Source organism: Bacillus sp. SD127 (assembly GCF_058566445.1).
Genome location: NZ_CP191226.1, coordinates 3,934,446 through 3,951,579 on the forward strand (window position 1 = coordinate 3,934,446; position 17,134 = coordinate 3,951,579).

Below are 17,134 nucleotides of genomic sequence, written 5' to 3' on the forward strand. Positions count from 1 at the left end.
ACTATTTCATTTTGTTAAACATGTTCTTTAAATATGAAAACGGGCATTTTGATACCTGTTTTTCATCATCCCTGAGAAAATACTGTTTCCATTCCCGATTATCCTTTCCTCCGTACCAGCCTAAATGCGGATGAATCGGGGCTTGATCATAAGCCTGTAAACGGGATCGGATCAGCCTGCTCATGTTTCGGCCAGATGCGGTTGAACCATTTAGATCTTCAAACACCCATCTTGGCTGGAACGTGATCATAAAATAAGGAAAGCTTCGGCTTCTCCTCGCATCATGAGCCGGCGTTGCACACAGAATAAAATACGGCTCGCCGTCAAAACAAAACTCCCATTTATAATGCTCTGGATCGGCCGGAATATCTGCCGGCCACTCTTTTTCATCTTGTTCGCTCAGTCTATTTAAAAAGCGCCAAAACAGCTCTTCATATGCTTCAATGGAATAATGCTCAGCCAAATCCTCCGGTGTATCAAATAACACAACCAATGACGTATACTTCCCGGAGTCTCGCGAGATATTCCCATACTCCGCAAGCAGCGGCGCCAGTTCCTCCACCGTACCGTTTTCCCTGGGATCTCCTGCAAAGGCAATGCGAAGCTGATCAGTCAGAAATGCCTGACGGCCGGGAATACACGGGAACTTATCCGCGTCATCCGCCAAAGTTTCTGCTAATAGCTCAAAAGCGATCCTTTGCCATTCCGGGAACTCAGCTTGATTCCGTTCCAGAAAACTTTTGGTGTAAATCCCTTTCACCATTGATCCACCTCCAGTATCATCTGAATACTATATTAAAACGGAAGGCGGCAGGTGACTGTCCTTTTTGAATCAGCCCAATAACTCTTTAATGCCTTGATAACCGAAGTAAAAACCGAATACAAGCAAGGATATGCCAGCAATCGCGGTGAATCCCCGCAACAGCTTTTCGTGAAGCAGGTTCCTGAATGTACTGGCTGCGATCGCCATGCAAAAATCCCAGATTAAAATGCCAATCATAATGCCGGAACTATAGATGAGAAGCTGACTCATATTGTAAGCCTCCGCCGTTTTTGCAAGAATACTCCCGTAAATCCCAAGCCAAAAGAGGATACTCAATGGATTTGACAATGAGATGAGAAAACCCGAGGCAAATGTTTTTCTGTAGGACGGCTTCCCCTTCGAGCTGCGTACGTCTATCGCTTCCCTGATATTCTTCAGCGTTTCAATACCGGTATAGGTCAGTACAAAAAAGCCAAAGAGCCACAAAAACGTTTTCACAAACGGAGCGGTCAAAAACTGTGACAGACCGAAATAGATGAAAAGCATGTACAGTCCGTCAGCTGTCATGGCGCCTAAACCAAAAATCCACGCATGCCAAAACCCGTTTTTAATGCCTTTATCAATTTGCGCCGCATTGACAGGTCCCACAGGCGCAGACAAGGACAGCCCCAGCACAATATAACTCAAAAAAATGTTCACCGGCCCGTACTCCCCTCTCTTACTCAACTTGTACAATTTATTCGGGAACGGGCCAAGCTATGCACAAAACTCACCTATTGTTTCAAGCGGTCAAGCTCTTCCTCTATAATATCGGAGGCTTTGCCGATAAAACCGAAAATCAGTTCCAATTCCTCCTCCGTATACTCGCGGCACAGATCCATCGTCGACTCTGACAGTGATCGGAACAAATCCTTCACATGCTGTTTAGAAGCGGTAAGAGGCACGATAATCACTCTTCTGCGGTCGTTCGGGTCCCTTTCACGGGCCACATACCCCGCTTTTTCCAGCCGGTCAACGAGCGCCGTAACCGAACCCGTGCTGAGTCCCGTCTTTCTCCCCAGTTCGCCGGCCGTCATTGGCCCCGCTTCATTTAAGATGTCAGCTGATTTCAAATCGGTGGGAAACAGACCGAGAGCCTGAGCGGCTGCCTGATGAAACAGAACCGTTCTTGTGCCCAATTTCCGAAAAAGCTGAACGGAAGTCTTTTCCAACTCACTTCTGGAATCTCTTGTTGACAACTGACAGTCCTCCCTATAAAATCAAATTTATCTTGATAATCGAGATAATTAATAATCAAACTATTATCATGATATCAAACCTTACTTAGAAAAGGTAGAGGAGGTAGAATAAATGGATACAACAGCCGCAAAATATCCTTCCACTAAATTTGTGGTTCTCGGTCTTTTGCTGGGCATTTTAATGTCGGCAATGGACAATACAATTGTTGCCACAGCGATGGGCAGCATCGTGGCTGATCTTGGAAGCTTTGATAAATTTGCATGGGTAACTGCATCCTACATGGTAGCGGTGATGGCTGGAATGCCGATTTACGGCAAGCTTTCCGACATGTACGGCCGAAAACGTTTTTTCCTGTTTGGACTTATCTTTTTCTTAATCGGGTCGGCATTATGCGGAATCGCACAAACAATGAACCAGCTGATCATCTACCGGGCCATTCAGGGGATTGGGGGCGGAGCGCTCCTGCCGATTGCCTTCACGATTATCTTTGATTTGTTTCCGCCGGAAAAACGCGGAAAAATGTCAGGCATGTTCGGCGCTGTATTTGGATTATCAAGTGTTCTCGGCCCGCTGTTAGGCGCTATTATCACAGACTCTATCAGCTGGCACTGGGTGTTTTACATCAACGTCCCTATCGGTGCACTGTCATTGTTTTTCATCATTCGCTATTACAAAGAATCGCTGGAGCATAAAAAGCAGAAAATTGATTGGGGCGGCGCGATTACTTTAGTCGTATCCATTGTGTGCCTGATGTTCGCGCTTGAGCTCGGCGGCAAAACATACGACTGGAATTCGATTCAAATCATTGGCCTGTTTATCATTTTCGCTGTTTTCTTTATTGCCTTTTTTATTGTGGAGAGAAAAGCGGAAGAACCGATTATCTCCTTCTGGATGTTTAAGAACCGCTTGTTTGCCACAGCGCAGATTCTCGCTTTTCTTTATGGCGGAACATTCATTATTTTAGCAGTGTTTATTCCGATTTTCGTACAGGCGGTATACGGCAGCTCAGCGACAAGCGCAGGCTTCATTCTGACACCGATGATGATCGGATCAGTGATCGGAAGTATGATCGGCGGAATCTTCCAAACGAAGGCAAGCTTCCGCAATCTGATGCTGATTTCCGTCATATCTTTCTTTATCGGCATGCTGCTGCTTTCCAATATGACGCCGGACACAGCGCGCGTATGGCTGACTGTCTTTATGATGATTTCAGGCTTCGGCGTAGGCTTTAACTTCTCGCTTCTCCCGGCAGCATCCATGAATGATCTTGAACCTCGTTTTCGGGGAACGGCCAACTCCACGAATTCATTTTTACGATCATTCGGCATGACGCTCGGCGTCACGATTTTCGGCACGGTTCAGACGAACGTATTCACAAACCAGCTCAGCGATGCCTTCAGCGGGATGAAAGGCTCCGCCGGCTCAGGCGCTCCGCAGAATATCGGTGATCCACAGGCGATTTTCCAAGCCGGCACACGATCACAGATCCCTGCTGCGATTCTGAACCGGATCATCGACGCCATGTCATCAAGCATCACATATGTCTTTTTACTTGCTTTGATTCCAATTGTCCTCGCGGCGATCACCGTTTTGTTCATGGGAAAAACAAGAGTCAAAACAACTGAGGAAATGACGAAGAAAGCAAATTAATACAAAAAGCAGTACACCTCGAGTGTACTGCTTTTTTTCTATTAAACACCTAATCTTGCAAGAATAAACGTCCATATGCAGATGATCAATAGCAGAATCAGACTATACATCACTGTCCGTTTAAACAGCTTTGATTCCTTCCCTGTCTGGCCGACCGCGGCAGCGGCAATGGCGATAGATTGCGGAGAAACGAGCTTCGCCATCACCCCGCCCGCCGTATTTGCGGCTAACAGCAAATCAGAACCGGCACCGATCTGTGCTCCGGTGACAACCTGCAAATGCCCGAACAGAGCGTTATTGCTGACAACTGAGCCAGTAATGAACACGCCGATCCAGCCGAGAACAGGACTCACAAACGGGAACAAATCGCCTGTTTTCGCCAGTGCCAGCCCGATGGAAGAGCTGAGCCCCGCGAAGTTGGCCAGATTGGCAAACGCCATCACAAAGCAGATCGTGACAATCGGCATCCACAGTTCTTTCCCTGTCTCCTTCAAGCAACTGAAGCCATCCCGATAAGAGAAATTTTTGCTGAACAGTCCTGTAACGATGACTGCGGCTAAAATCGCTGTACCTGTCGCTGATAACAAATCGACTTTAAAAATCGCATCAAGCGGCATGGCAGATGGGGCAATGGGCGGCATTTTCATAATTTGCTGATGCAGAAAAGGCATCTTGAACAAAAGCGTTGTCTGATAGAAGAGCCCGCCTTCTTGGAAAAGCGCTTTGAATGCAGGAAGGCTCCAGATGGTGATCGCCGCAGTTAAAATGTAGAAAGGAGACCACGCTTTGGCAATGTCTGCGGCGCTGTATCTCTTTTTCTCACCGGTTTCTTCGGCTCCCTGCTCACGGTAAATCTGTTTCGGCTGCCACTTGCGCAGGAAGAGCGCAAGCCCGCCCATACTGAACAGCGCCGCCAAAATGTTAGCTAATTCCGGTCCGAGCACAGCCATTGTCAGCGTCTGAACCGCTGTATATATACCGCTGACAACCAACAAGGCAGGCCAGGTTTGTTTGATTCCCTTCATCCGGTCTAATAAGAACACGAGTAAAAACGGAATCAGAAAAGTAATCATCGGCAGTGTCCAGATCAATGCCCGAGACAGCTCAAGAGAAGACAAGTCTCCAATTTGCGCGCCTGTAATCACCGGTATCCCGATCGCGCCAAAGGCTCCAGAGGCAGCATTCGCAATCAAACAGAGCGCCGCCGCCTTTAACGGTTTAAAGCCAAGTTCTACGAGCAGCGCCGCACTAATTGCAATCGGAACACCAAAGCCGGCCGCACCTTCCAAAAATGCGTTAAAACAAAAACCGATTAATAATAGCTGTAATCTTTGGTCAGGCGAAATGCCGGCAATGCTGGAACGAATAATGGTAAACTTCCCGGTTTTCACAGCGATTTTATAGAGCCACACTGCCATCAGGACAATGTAGCCGATCGGCCACAAACCGCTTCCGATGCCTAATAAAACAGAAGAAACGGCTTTTTCAACCGGCATATGAAATGCCAATACGGCAACCAAAAAGCTGGCGGCTAGGGTCAGAAATGCCGCAAGAATGCCTTTCATCTTAAAAACGGTTAAAGCTAAGAGAAAAAAGAGAATCGGTGTGAGCGCAACCAGTGCGCTCACATACTCGTTTCCAAACGGATCATACAACTGCTCCCACATTGACAATCAGCCCTTTACTCTATAGTTGCGTTCTAATTGACGTTTTGTTCTGCAAAATGCGGTTTCAAAATGTTTTTGAGCACGTTGGCGCTGTGGTTAAACTGCTCTTTTTCTTTCTCATTTAAGTTCAGCTCAGTGATGCCAGCGACTCCGCCGCGGTTGACGACAGCCGGCACTCCGATGTACACGTCATCTGCTCCGTATTGTCCGTCCAAATATGTGCTGACTGTTAAAATGCTGTTTTCATTATGAAGAATCGCTTTAGTGATTCGCGCAAGGCTCATGGCTACCCCGTAATACGTCGCGCCTTTTTTCTCAATGATATGATAAGCGGCGTTTTTCACGTCATCCACGATCTGGTCAAGCTCTTCTTGTTTGTATGCTTCGTTTTTCTCAACCAGTTCACTGACCGGCACTCCGCCGATATTCGCGTGGCTCCAGACAGGAAGCTCAGTATCACCGTGTTCGCCGATAATATGAGCGTGCACATTGTGTGCCGCTGCACCGAAGTATTCGCTCAGCATGTAACGGAATCTCGCAGAATCAAGTGTTGTGCCGCTTCCGATCACTCGCTCTTTTGGCAGGCCGCTGAATTTCCATGTTGCATACGTCAGAATATCAACCGGATTTGTCGCGATTAAGAAAATGCCGTCAAATCCGCTCGCCATGACTTCACTGACGATTCCTTTGAAGATCTTTAAGTTCTTTTCTACTAATTCAAGGCGTGTCTCACCAGGCTTTTGGTTTGCGCCGGCGCAGATGCAGACAATATCAGCATCCTTGCAGTCTTCATATGTTCCGAAAGATGTTTTGACCGGATGCGGCGCAAACGCCTTTCCGTGGTTTAAATCCATTACATCGCCCATTGCTTTTTCTTTATTTAAATCAATGACCACAAGTTCATCTGTGATCCCTTGGTTAATTAACGCAAATGCATAACTGCTTCCAACAAAACCCGCTCCGATTAAAGCTACTTTATTTACACGTTCATTCATCATTTATCCTCATCCTCCAGTGTTTGTTTTTCTTTGGTGTTTGTTTGTGAAGTATTTCACATTTATATTGTGCAACATTTCACAAACTTTTGCAAGAGAAAAGATTTGTCTGATTTATGAACAAAAAAAGAAACTATCTATGATAGTTTCTTACCGTTTTCTTGAGTGATTTTCAGCATGAGAATCGCAAGACAAAGAAGGAATGTTTGTTAGTTTCTTTCGCTGCTTTCCTCAAAAAGCATTGTATCCGGCAATGTGAATGCTCATTATTTATCATGATTGTGACGCATCGATCTGACATTGCCGGAGCCTATACATGGTGATCTCCAAACAGATAAAGTAAGCGATTGTTCACTTTAGGGTATTGTTGTTAACGAAATGTCCGGACTAAATGGGGCAAAGAACCATTTAAGCCAGAGTCATTATATAAACCATTTTGCACGTAATCAAAACCAGGTTGATTCTGGCCAGGTACTTGGGCGCTGCCGTTGTTAAAAATCACTTTGGCGTTTTTTGTATCAGTATCCGCCGATAACGTCAGAGTGTAAATGCCGTCTGCATTCTTACTCATTGCTTTTCCCGGCCAAGATCCGGTCAATTCTATTGCCTGCCCCCCATTCTCCTTGTATACATATGCATTAACTTGACTCCAATTATTTAGGTTTTGATAGCCTATTCTTTTCTCAGAAGATGGGTCTGTTTTTACAAAAGTATATTCTTTTGTCCCAGATGCTCCATCACTGTTCGTTCCTGTTAAAGTGACCTTGTATGTTGTATTAAACGGGTCCCCTTTTCCGATCATTAATTGATCCCCGTCCTTAAACTGTGTCTCATCACCATGATTTATTTGATAAGCAGCTTTTGCGGTATGAGCGTCGGCACGCAGAGTTACCGTTAGCTGATCATCATAGAAAGAATGGGTTACACCTGTTTGATAATTCTCGAGGAAGACATTAGGTACATTTGCGGTATCTTCCGCATAAAGCACAACCACACCTCTGCCGCTGATTGTACCTGTCAGTATGCCATCTGTTACTTTAAACGAACCATCCCCGGCTTTATTATCGTAGCTGCCATCAGGTAAATCCGTTGAAGTATGAATGGAAACTGGTGATGAAGATGCATTTGCCAAAACAGCACCTTCAGGGCCGCGCTGATTCATGAATATCTGATTGTTTCCATCCGGGTTAGAGAGTTTCTCAGGCTGTCCGGCCATGGCATTATGAAATGTATTGACTGCAGCGATGGCTTGATCTTTAAATAAAGCACTCCCGCGATCACCTAATTGACTTTTCCCAGGGAATCTTACACCATTTCCGCCGCCCTCAGGTCTGGAGAAAAACAAGGGTGTACTTCCTGAACGAGAAGCAATAATCGCCCAGCCTAAACGAATATCATCATCGCTCATCCATGTAGATTCTTCATCATCATTGGCATACGTATCATGCGATTCCACCCATGTGACCAAATCATCCGCAGATACATGAGATGCATAATTGGAGATGTTCGATGCGCTAAAATTGCGATTCTTTAAAGCAGACCTTATGGAATGCCCATAGTTTGATGCTGTAACATTCATATAATTCGCATATGCAGCATCTCTGGAGGCACTGTCTTGTAATATTTCTCCATATTGGAATTCTGCAGATGTATCTGTGATATTCGGCCAAAAATGACTGCCAAAATCACCGTCATCCGGAAGCTCTATATGTTTGGCCGCATCATACCTAAATCCGTCAGCACCGTCATCCAATGCCCTTTCCAGAAAATGTTTCAGATATGACTGTACTTGTGTATTCTGCGTATTCCAATCATAAAGCCCCAGCAATGAATTCTGAGTGACATCCCTTCGATCGGACCAATTTTTAATTTGTGTGTTTCCATGCGTCCAATTTGAAATACTTTTAATTTCATTTGAAATCGCAGCATAGTCACTGGTTGTGTGATTGATGACGGCATCGACAATAACCTTCACGCCATATTCTTCAGCCGTCGCACACATTTCTTTAAACTCTTCCTCGGAACCCATACCTGTTGCCAATCTGGTAAGAGGTCGGCTGGTAAAGCCAGTACCAGTTCCCCATGCTTTTATCTCCATTATTTCCTTCCTTTACTTGATTAATAGGAGACGTCTGAATGGCAGTATATCCTGCATCATGGATATCCTTCATATTATTTTTCAAGGTGTTGAACGACCAATTCCAAGCATGAAGAATGGTCCCGCTCTTTATTGATGGCGCTGTATATTCATTTGATTGGTTCGCGGTCTCTGCATTTACAGCCACCGGCCCTGCCAGAATCAAATGAAACAGCAATAATAATCCAGCGAATAACGGCAGTAAAGAGGTATTAAATCGTTTTTTAGACATTCTGGACACTCCTTATTTCATTTTTCATTTCTGAAGACTTACTGCGGAGTCAGAAATCCCTCTTACTCAATCCTTCCACTTCCTCCTTTCAGACGCATGTGAAGACTGGAGAATTTTGTTAACGCTTACATTTTAAACTATCATACTCTCTCTATCAAAACAACTTGATAGAGTCATTTCCCAAACAGACATCTCGAGCCATTTTACATGCTTAAACAGCAAGTGGAGATATTGTCTGATTTATGAACAAAAAAAGAAACCATCTCTATGATGATTTCTTCTTAAACTCCTTTTTTACCGTTCTTCTGTAAGACAGCTTCACGATTCCGAATCGAAGCAGAAACAGAACGCCGCCGCAGACGATAAATAGGAGAATCATTTTCAGCCAAGCGAAGAATGTATGGGGAACTCCCCTGTCATACATCGTAAGCACCACTACCGCAAAGGCGACAGCTATTGATTCTATGAACTGCTGCTTCACCCGTTTATGCAGTTCTTCCTCGGTGTCTATTCTCGGCATCAGCATTCCAGAAGCTGATGCCCTGATGCAGTAATATAAGATGATAATGAACAAAAACACAAGGCTCGAGACCCATTCTTTAAACGGAAATTCAAACATAATGCCGCGGATGATCACATCCAGGAGCGCAAACGCCCCGGCTAACTTGCCGATATCCGACCAGATCTTTTGTTCTTTTTCTTTTACTCTCTTATTTTTCCCATTCACGCCTGAAAGTCTGTTATGCAGATTATTCATGACCTTCCTCCCGCACTTTTACGAATGGCTTATGGCTTACATGTTACAATAACAGCCTGCGCTTCTGCAACGAATAAATGAAAAGCCCGCCGTACAAGCCGGCGGGCAGCAATGTTTAAAACGGCCCCCAATTGATCAGGACACCGATACAAATAAACACAAGCCCGATTAAGAACCAAATCAGAGCGAGCGGCAGCATAAACCGAAGCCACTTGACGTACGGAATTCCGCTGGCGGCAAGCACTGCCATCAAAACGCCGGACGTCGGGTTCACACAGTTGACGACCCCTTCTCCAAGCATAACCGCTTCCACCGCGACCTGTCTCGTGATGCCCATCAAATCAGCGAGCGGCGCCAGAATCGGAATGAACACAACCGCTTCGCCCGATCCTGAAGAGATGAGAAAATGGAGCAGAGCGCTGGCGATATACATGCCGATTGCGCCGGCCATCGGACTGAACCCGTCCAAAACCGAAGCCAAAGCATTGACGACTGTATCCAGCAGCTTCCCATTTTCAAGAATGACAGAAATGCTCCGCGCCATCCCGACAATCAGCGCACCGTATACAAGGCTCTGACAGCCGGTAATAAAAGTTTTGGCAATATCGTTTGCCGCAAGTCCTCCAATGAATCCGGCAAGGACAGAAATAAAAATAAACGTCGCAGCCATTTGGGAATCTGACCAGCCGAGTTTCAATGCGCCGTACAAAAATCCGATCAGCGACAAACCCGCCACTCCCAAAATCAGCTTATGGCGAACGGTAAACGGCACAGACTTATCTTCTTCTTGATTCGCATCGCTCAATCCTGCCGCCGGGAACCAGTTTGTGCCTAACACACTGGCATCCTTTGATTTCTTTAATTTTCTTGTATACCAATAGATATAAATGATAGAAGACACCAAAAAGCATAAGTATATGACCACACGAAGGCCGATCCCCGAAAACAGAGGCAGCTCCGCAATCGATTGCGATAAGCCAAGCGGAGACGGTGATAAAATGGTAGAGTTAAACCCGGCATAGCAGCCAATATAAATAACAGCCGCACCCGCGACCGCATCCCATTTTAAGGAGCGTGCGACGATAAGGCCGATGGGGATGAATCCGATCACTGAATTCACGACAATTCCAGTCGTTCCAAGAATAGAAAACAACGCACCGACAATACAAATAAATAATAATTGCTTTGTGCGGAACTTGCTGATGACATTGTAAATCAGTCCGTTGATGGCACCTGTTTTTTCTAAAATAGCGATCGTGCCGCCTGTGAATAAAATCAGAAAAATAATAGGCGCTGATCCCACCATTCCATCCTGAAGAGAAGTGAAAAAGCTGATCAGGCTGACCGGAGACTGTTCAATTGAATGGTAGCTTCCCGGCACCGCAGTGGTAACCTCCCCTTTCGTCACACGGTCAAATTCTCCCGCCGGCACAATATACGAAGCAACGGCGCAAATGAAAGCGATGATAAATAAGAGGACATAGGCGTCAGGCATGTTAAAGGCGGTGCGTTTCTTCTTTGGCTGTGTTTCGGCTGCTGGCATACTCATATTTCGATCCATCCCCTCTTTTTAGAAAATATCTATTATTCTGAAAAATATAAATATGTGCTATATTATAAACAGCCAATCTACCTGTTTCAATATAAAAAAAGGAATGAAGGAGGTTTTTCTTCCCATGCAAAAACTCTCAGAAGAAATGAAACAAACCGTAATGCACATCTTTGAACATCTTCACGCCAACCCTGAAGTCAGCTGGAAAGAATATGAGACAACTGAATTTCTTAAACAAAAACTCGAAGATGCAGGGTGCCGCACGCGCACGTTTTCAGATTGTACCGGAGTTGTCGGCGAAATAGGTTCGGGTTCGCCTGTTGTAGCTGTCCGCGCTGACATTGATGCATTATGGCAGGAGGTCAACGGCACATTTCGCGCCAATCATTCCTGCGGGCATGATTCGCATATGACAATGGCTTTAGGTACGTTAATGCTGCTGAAAAAACAGCCGCAGCTTCCGAACGGAACGATACGTTTTATCTTTCAGCCCGCAGAAGAAAAAGGCGGAGGCGCTCTGAAAATGATAGAGGAAGGCGTGCTTGATGACGTCGACTATTTGTATGGCGTCCATGTCCGTCCAATTCAGGAAACCCAAAACGGACGCTGCGCCCCATCCATTCTGCACGGGTCAAGCCAGCACATCGAAGGCACAATCATCGGAGAGGAAGCTCATGGCGCACGTCCGCATCTTGGCAAAAACAGCATCGAAATCGCTGCATTCCTCGTACATAAGCTGGGGCTGATTCACATTGATCCGAAAATCCCGCACACAGTCAAAATGACAAAGCTTCAAGCCGGCGGCGACAGCTCCAACATCATTCCCGGAAAAGCGACCTTCAGCCTTGACCTGCGGGCGCAAACAAATGAAGCCATGGAGACGCTGATCGCAGAAACAGAAAGAGCCTGCGAAGCGGCTGCCGCGGCATTCGATGCGAAAATTAAACTTCACAAGGAACACAGCCTTCCGGCGGCAACACAAAATAAAGAAGCTGAAGGCATTATGGCTGAAGCAATCACAGACGTTATCGGAGCTGATCAGCTCGATGAACCGCTTGTGACAACCGGCGGCGAAGACTTTCATTTTTATTCTGTGAAAGTGCCGAACCTTAAAACGACCATGCTTGGCCTCGGCTGCGGACTTCAGCCAGGACTCCATCACCCGCATATGACCTTTGACAGAAACGCGATGTTTACCGGGATTCACATTTTAGCAAACGCCGTGTTAAAAACGTTCCAAAAAGCCGATACACTCGCATCAGCCAACGCTTCTTAAATCAAAAAAGCAGCCTGCGAACAGGCTGCTTTCTTCATTATTTCTTTAGATCTTCAATTGAGTTGACGTTTTTCATATATTGAGGCACAACAAGACCCATCTTCACGCCAGTGATACTGACGCCTACATCATCATATTTGCCTTTATATTTGACAGCGTATGGTTTATGGGTATTCGGCAGCCATGCGGAAAGGGATGCGTCCGCGCTTCCCGTCGCAATCGCCGTCCACATCGGACCAGCTTCTACCTGAGTGAGTTTCACGTCATAGCCCAAGTCTTCTAACACTTTGCCCATAACGTTTGTACTTGCAATCTCACTGTCCCACGCCACATAGGCAAGGTTGATTTTGTCTCCCTTGACCTTTTGCACGCCTTTGGTCCACTCCGCGATTTGATCCTTATGCTTCTTCACATACTCAGCAGCGGCTTTGGAAGGTTTCTCGCCTTCTTCCACCTTGATCATCACTTCACCCATGTCGTCTTGCGTCCATTTAAACTGGCTCAGAAGCTTAACGGCATTCGGCTGTTCTTTGCTGAAGCCTTTTCTGGTGATCGTATGAATCTCCTCAGCACTGCCGTAAGTTTTTTTCGGATCATCGAGATATTTTAATTTATATCTGGAGAACATCCAATGCGGTGTCCATCCTGTGATAATAATTGGTTTCTTACGGTCGTATGACTTTTTGAGCGTAGCAGTCATAGCAGCGCTTGACGATGAAATCAGTGTCCAGTCGTCCAGGTTATAATCCTTCAACGCTTGATCAGTCAGGCTCATAATACCTGAACCGGGGTCAATCCCGATGATCGTCTTATTCACCTGTTCAGCCGCGGACGCATTTTCGTCGTTTTCTTGTCCGCAAGCCGCAAGTGAGAGTGCCAGCATGGCGGAAACACCGATACCGATGATTTTTTTAAACATCAGGCATTCCCCCTGCTTTTCTTCTTCACTTTAATATTTTGTGTAATACGGTCGAGCGTAATCGCAACGATAACGATAGCGATACCTGCTTCTACACCAACCCCTGTTTTCAGCTGTGTAACGGCGCTGTATACTTCTGAACCTAGTCCAGGCGCACCGACCATTGCTGCGATAACAACCATTGATAATGCAAGCATGATACTTTGGTTGATCCCGGCAAGAATGGTTTTTGTTGCAAGCGGAAGCTGAACCTTAAACAAACGCTGAGCTGTTGTAGAACCAAACGCTTCAGTTGCTTCAATCAGATCCGCAGGCACTTGTTTAATACCGAGAACCGTCATACGGATTGTCGGCGGCATTGCGAAGATAACAGACGCAACAACACCCGGCACAACACCGATATTAAAGAAGAAAATTGCCGGCAAAAGATATACGAAAGCAGGCATTGTCTGCATTAAATCAAGGATAGGCGTTACGATACGGCGAACCGTTTCTTTCTGAGATGCCCAAATTCCGATCGGCACACCGACTACAATCGAAATAATGACGGACGTGACAACCAGCGCTAACGTTTGCAGCATGGGGTCCCAATATCCTAAATAATCAATTACGAGAAACCCAATTAAAGTGAACAGCGCAATTCCTCTCGTACTGATCCACCATGCAAGAGCTGCGAAAATAATCGTTAACAAAATAGAAGGTATAAATCCAAGCCCGCTTACAATCCCGTTTACAAAAACGGCCAAGCCATTTGCGATTCCGTCGAGGAACCCGCCGAACGTTATCGTAATCCAGTCAACAAAACGGTCAATGATATCTGCTAAAGGTATTCTAGGCAGTCTATCCAATTTACTTCACCTCCCGTACAGAAGGATCTTGTGTTTGCTCAGCAGTGCCTTCAACATTGATATAATCGTTATTGCCCGCAAGTGCGCCAATCAGCGCGCCTCTTACGACAATCCCTTTCATTCTTTGCTTTTCATCTACAACCGCAATTGGAATATTCGCGTCAGACACAACGTCAAAAATCTCAGTCAGATACGTATTCTCTGGTACAGTCGTAAATTCCGTATTCAAGATATCCTGAAGGGATAAATCAGACTCGGCTGCTTTTTTCGCATCAGCTGCGTAAATGACACCTAACAATTGTTTCTGTTTATCGACTGCATAAATAGATGAAATCCCTAGGTTTTTCATCAGTGTTAACGCAACGCGAGGCCCTTTATCAATCCGCACCGTTTCAGCGCGTTTCATAATGTGGCCGGCAGTTAATACTTTAGACAAATCAACGTCCTCAACGAATTTCTCAACATATTCGTTGGACGGATTCATGAGGATTTCTTCCGGCGTGCCGATCTGAACGATATTTCCGTCCTTCATCAGAGCGATTCTGTCGCCGATGCGAAGCGCTTCGTCCAGGTCGTGCGTAATAAAAATAATCGTTTTTCCGACATTATCATGCAGATCCAGAAGCTCATCCTGCATATCTTTACGGATTAATGGATCAAGCGCACTGAATGCTTCGTCCATCAGAAGGATGTCCGGATTATTCGTCAAAGCGCGGGCAAGGCCGACACGCTGCTGCATTCCGCCCGAAAGCTGATCAGGGTATTGGTGTTCAAATCCTTCAAGTCCGACAAGTTTAAGCGACTCAAGCGCTTTTTGCTGGCGCTCCTGTTTGTCTACACCTTGAAGCTCCAGTCCGTATTCTGTGTTTTCAAGTATCGTTCTGTGCGGGAACAGAGCGAACTTTTGGAAGACCATACTGATTTTTTTCCGGCGGACTTCCCGGAGCTGGTCTTTAGACATATTTGTTATCATGTCACCATCAATGTAAATTTTTCCGGCAGTCGGTTCAATAAGCCGGTTTAACAGCCGTACTAAAGTTGATTTACCGCTCCCTGATAGACCCATGATGACAAATATCTCACCATCATATACATCAAAATCTGCTTGGTTAACCCCAACGGTTGATCCGGTTGCTTTCAGGATCTCTTTTTTATTTTTTCCGTCGGCAAGCATTTGAACTGCTTTCTTGGTTTGTTTCCCAAAAATTTTAGAGACTTTCTCGACTTTTATCTTAATCGGTTTCTCATCTACACTCATATTTTCCCTCCATATTAAGCAATCTTTATTACCGTACCATTTATGTAACAACACACACAAACCGCATATTCTCTTTTATTCTGTACCATTTCATGATAAACATCCCTGTGACCCCAAGACCTTATTTATGCTTCTAAATACTCGGTAATCCTCCTTTATTATTGTATTTTACAGGTAAAATTAAGCCTTTTTAAAATTGAAAACGCTTTTATTGAACCGAAAATCCTTCTTCCTCTTATGACTTCAAGCTCCTTTACTGGAAAAATAAGTTGCTTTTTCATCTCTATGTAATGTATTATAGTTTCATGACTATGAAACAATCAGAAGACCATATCAGAGCTCACATATTCAAAGCATTGTCTGACGAATCCAGGCTTGCAATTATTCGTACGCTTTATTACAGCGGAAAAGAACTCAGCTGCGGTGAAGTAGGTGAAAAATGCAATATCGTCAAAACCACAGCATCTTATCATTTCAAAACGCTGCGTGAAGCGGGATTGACTGCAACGCGAAAAGATTCACGGACAAAATATGTCAGGCTGCGTGAAGACACCTTTCAAACATACCTGCCTGGCTTTCTGGAGACCCTCTAAAAAGGGTTTTCTATATACATATCTGTTTCATAGTTTCATAATTATAAAACTATAGGAGTGTTAAAAGTGAAACTTATTTGGCTTTTTTTCAGTGTAATGTTTGTCATCGGCACAGATACCTTTTTGCTCTCACCGCTTCTCCCGCTTTTGCAGGACCAATTCCATGTCTCCACTGATTTGTCAGGCTGGATGGTCAGTGCTTATGCGCTCGGTTATGCGCTGTTTGCTTTGGCAGCCGGTCCGATCTCTGACCGCTTTAATCGGAAAACAGTGATGCTGTCGGGGCTTGCGGGCTTTATCCTTTCCACGTTTTTATGCGGCATCGCTCCCTCCTTTGCCGCCATGTGTGCATTCCGTTTTGCCGCCGGTGTCAGCGCCGCGTTTGTGACGCCTCAAATTTGGGCATCCATCCCTGTCATCGTCCATGCCTCAAAAGTGTTAAAAAGCATGGGGATTGCAACAGCAGGATTAGCGGCTTCACAAATGCTCGGGCTTCCGATCGGCGGATTTTTGGCTTCCTTCACTTGGCACACGCCCTTTTTCGTTCTGTCAGCAGGCTCGCTGGTTCTCCTGTTCATTTTGGCGGCGGCCATGCCAGATATTCGTCCTGCAGAAGCGGCAGCACACCGTTCATCTATAGTCAGCCCTTATCGTGAGCTGTTTTCACTGCCAAAAACATCGATGATCCTGCTTGCTTATTTTCTCTTTCAAACAGGAAATTTCGCCACGTTCAGCTTTCTCGGCACCTGGCTTTCTGCAGATTATCATCTAACCGTATCCCAAATCGGCGCCGCGATGCTTGTACTGGGGCTGGGAAATATGCTTGGAAGCCTTATAGGAAGCAAAATTGCATCAAAGCTCGGAACGTTTAAGACATTAATCAGCGGCATGCTGATGATGGGCGGGCTCTATTTTTCCCTTCCTTTCTTCCCTACCTTATTTATTGTAGAAACCAGCTTTTTTCTGACTTTCTTTATAGCGGGGATCATTTTTCCGTTAATGATGGGGATATTCCAATCCATTTCACCGAACGCGCGCGGAACGATTGCATCTCTTTCCAATGCGGCTATGTATGCAGGGACCACTGTCGGCACATGCCTTGCCGGATTTTTATATCAAAACACGCATCATTTTGGGGCTGTCACGGAGTTTACGGCGATTTTATTTGTCCTGTCTATGGCCCTTTATCAAACAAGCAGAAAAAACAAAGACCAAGCTGCCGGTTTCCATGTAAAAAGCACCTCATGA

General features: G+C 45.5%; 14 protein-coding genes and 1 pseudogene. 4 read left to right on the forward strand and 11 right to left on the reverse strand.

Features of this window, described 5'->3' with window-relative positions:
- Window position 1: 1 nt before the first annotated feature.
- From ACQVGS_RS20365 to ACQVGS_RS20375, 3 genes are all read right to left on the reverse strand, one after another.
- Window positions 2-763, reverse strand: coding sequence for a YqcI/YcgG family protein (locus ACQVGS_RS20365; RefSeq protein WP_127696044.1), 762 nt, complete (start codon window positions 761-763; stop codon window positions 2-4).
- A gap of 69 nt (window positions 764-832) precedes the next feature.
- On the reverse strand, window positions 833-1,462 hold the full coding sequence (locus tag ACQVGS_RS20370; RefSeq protein ID WP_024120145.1) for a LysE family translocator: 630 nt from the start codon (window positions 1,460-1,462) through the stop codon (window positions 833-835).
- Between the two features lie 74 nt (window positions 1,463-1,536).
- Window positions 1,537-2,001: a MarR family transcriptional regulator gene (locus tag ACQVGS_RS20375; RefSeq protein WP_127696046.1), complete on the reverse strand. Its 465-nt coding sequence runs from the start codon at window positions 1,999-2,001 to the stop codon at window positions 1,537-1,539.
- A 112-nt stretch (window positions 2,002-2,113) separates the two neighbouring features.
- Here ACQVGS_RS20375 and bmr3 point away from each other — a divergent pair, with 112 nt between their 5' ends.
- On the forward strand, window positions 2,114-3,652 hold the full coding sequence (gene bmr3, locus ACQVGS_RS20380; protein WP_106021104.1) for a multidrug efflux MFS transporter Bmr3: 1,539 nt from the start codon (window positions 2,114-2,116) through the stop codon (window positions 3,650-3,652).
- A gap of 41 nt (window positions 3,653-3,693) precedes the next feature.
- Here bmr3 and ACQVGS_RS20385 read toward each other — a convergent pair whose 3' ends face one another.
- The 5 genes and pseudogenes from ACQVGS_RS20385 to ACQVGS_RS20405 form a co-directional block, all read right to left on the reverse strand.
- Entirely contained in the window at window positions 3,694-5,319 is a 1,626-nt protein-coding gene (locus tag ACQVGS_RS20385) for an L-lactate permease (RefSeq protein WP_127696048.1), read from the reverse strand.
- Window positions 5,320-5,351: 32 nt separating this feature from the next.
- Window positions 5,352-6,317 (reverse strand): L-lactate dehydrogenase, encoded by a 966-nt coding sequence (locus ACQVGS_RS20390; RefSeq protein ID WP_103672191.1) that lies wholly within the window; start codon window positions 6,315-6,317, stop codon window positions 5,352-5,354.
- A gap of 367 nt (window positions 6,318-6,684) precedes the next feature.
- Window positions 6,685-8,683 (reverse strand): annotated as a pseudogene (gene amyE, locus ACQVGS_RS20395) (alpha-amylase).
- 265 nt (window positions 8,684-8,948) lie between these two features.
- Window positions 8,949-9,440 carry a DUF6773 family protein gene (locus tag ACQVGS_RS20400; RefSeq protein WP_044162006.1) on the reverse strand — a complete coding sequence of 164 codons (492 nt, stop codon included), beginning with the start codon at window positions 9,438-9,440 and terminating at the stop codon, window positions 8,949-8,951.
- Between the two features lie 115 nt (window positions 9,441-9,555).
- The gene (locus ACQVGS_RS20405; RefSeq protein WP_024120138.1) at window positions 9,556-10,989 is read right to left on the reverse strand and encodes a YfcC family protein; all 1,434 of its coding nucleotides are present in this window, start codon (window positions 10,987-10,989) and stop codon (window positions 9,556-9,558) included.
- Between the two features lie 127 nt (window positions 10,990-11,116).
- On the opposite strand from ACQVGS_RS20405, the gene ACQVGS_RS20410 reads away from it, so the two are divergent.
- A complete protein-coding gene (locus tag ACQVGS_RS20410; RefSeq protein ID WP_151174736.1) occupies window positions 11,117-12,268 on the forward strand; it encodes a M20 peptidase aminoacylase family protein in 1,152 nt (383 codons plus the stop codon).
- Between the two features lie 37 nt (window positions 12,269-12,305).
- Here ACQVGS_RS20410 and ACQVGS_RS20415 read toward each other — a convergent pair whose 3' ends face one another.
- Genes ACQVGS_RS20415 through opuAA form a run of 3 tightly spaced genes read right to left on the reverse strand, consistent with a single transcriptional unit; the run spans window position 12,306 to window position 15,293 of the window.
- Window positions 12,306-13,187: a glycine betaine ABC transporter substrate-binding protein gene (locus tag ACQVGS_RS20415; protein ID WP_024120136.1), complete on the reverse strand. Its 882-nt coding sequence runs from the start codon at window positions 13,185-13,187 to the stop codon at window positions 12,306-12,308.
- Window positions 13,187-14,035: a glycine/proline betaine ABC transporter permease subunit OpuAB gene (gene opuAB, locus ACQVGS_RS20420; RefSeq protein ID WP_024120135.1), complete on the reverse strand. Its 849-nt coding sequence runs from the start codon at window positions 14,033-14,035 to the stop codon at window positions 13,187-13,189. Before opuAB ends, ACQVGS_RS20415 begins: the two co-directional genes overlap by 1 nt.
- A 1-nt stretch (window position 14,036) precedes the next feature.
- Complete coding sequence (gene opuAA, locus ACQVGS_RS20425; RefSeq protein ID WP_024120134.1) at window positions 14,037-15,293, reverse strand: glycine/proline betaine ABC transporter ATP-binding protein OpuAA; 1,257 nt, start codon at window positions 15,291-15,293, stop codon at window positions 14,037-14,039.
- A 290-nt stretch (window positions 15,294-15,583) separates the two neighbouring features.
- Between opuAA and ACQVGS_RS20430 the strand changes: the two genes are divergently transcribed.
- Window positions 15,584-15,886, forward strand: a complete 303-nt coding sequence (locus ACQVGS_RS20430) for an ArsR/SmtB family transcription factor (protein ID WP_081638228.1) — start codon at window positions 15,584-15,586, stop codon at window positions 15,884-15,886.
- 66 nt (window positions 15,887-15,952) lie between these two features.
- Window positions 15,953-17,134, forward strand: coding sequence for an MFS transporter (locus ACQVGS_RS20435; RefSeq protein ID WP_491830512.1), 1,182 nt, complete (start codon window positions 15,953-15,955; stop codon window positions 17,132-17,134).

What these genes read in the sequence shown, in the direction of transcription:
- ACQVGS_RS20365 (WP_127696044.1), bottom strand. Translation starts at nt 763, where the DNA reads ATGGTGAAAGGGATTTACACCAAAAGTTTTCTGGAACGGAATCAAGCT.
- bmr3 (WP_106021104.1), top strand. Translation starts at nt 2,114, where the DNA reads ATGGATACAACAGCCGCAAAATATCCTTCCACTAAATTTGTGGTTCTC.
- ACQVGS_RS20385 (WP_127696048.1), bottom strand. Translation starts at nt 5,319, where the DNA reads ATGTGGGAGCAGTTGTATGATCCGTTTGGAAACGAGTATGTGAGCGCA.
- ACQVGS_RS20390 (WP_103672191.1), bottom strand. Translation starts at nt 6,317, where the DNA reads ATGATGAATGAACGTGTAAATAAAGTAGCTTTAATCGGAGCGGGTTTT.
- ACQVGS_RS20400 (WP_044162006.1), bottom strand. Translation starts at nt 9,440, where the DNA reads ATGAATAATCTGCATAACAGACTTTCAGGCGTGAATGGGAAAAATAAG.
- ACQVGS_RS20405 (WP_024120138.1), bottom strand. Translation starts at nt 10,989, where the DNA reads ATGAGTATGCCAGCAGCCGAAACACAGCCAAAGAAGAAACGCACCGCC.
- ACQVGS_RS20410 (WP_151174736.1), top strand. Translation starts at nt 11,117, where the DNA reads ATGCAAAAACTCTCAGAAGAAATGAAACAAACCGTAATGCACATCTTT.
- ACQVGS_RS20415 (WP_024120136.1), bottom strand. Translation starts at nt 13,187, where the DNA reads ATGTTTAAAAAAATCATCGGTATCGGTGTTTCCGCCATGCTGGCACTC.
- opuAA (WP_024120134.1), bottom strand. Translation starts at nt 15,293, where the DNA reads ATGAGTGTAGATGAGAAACCGATTAAGATAAAAGTCGAGAAAGTCTCT.
- ACQVGS_RS20430 (WP_081638228.1), top strand. Translation starts at nt 15,584, where the DNA reads ATGTATTATAGTTTCATGACTATGAAACAATCAGAAGACCATATCAGA.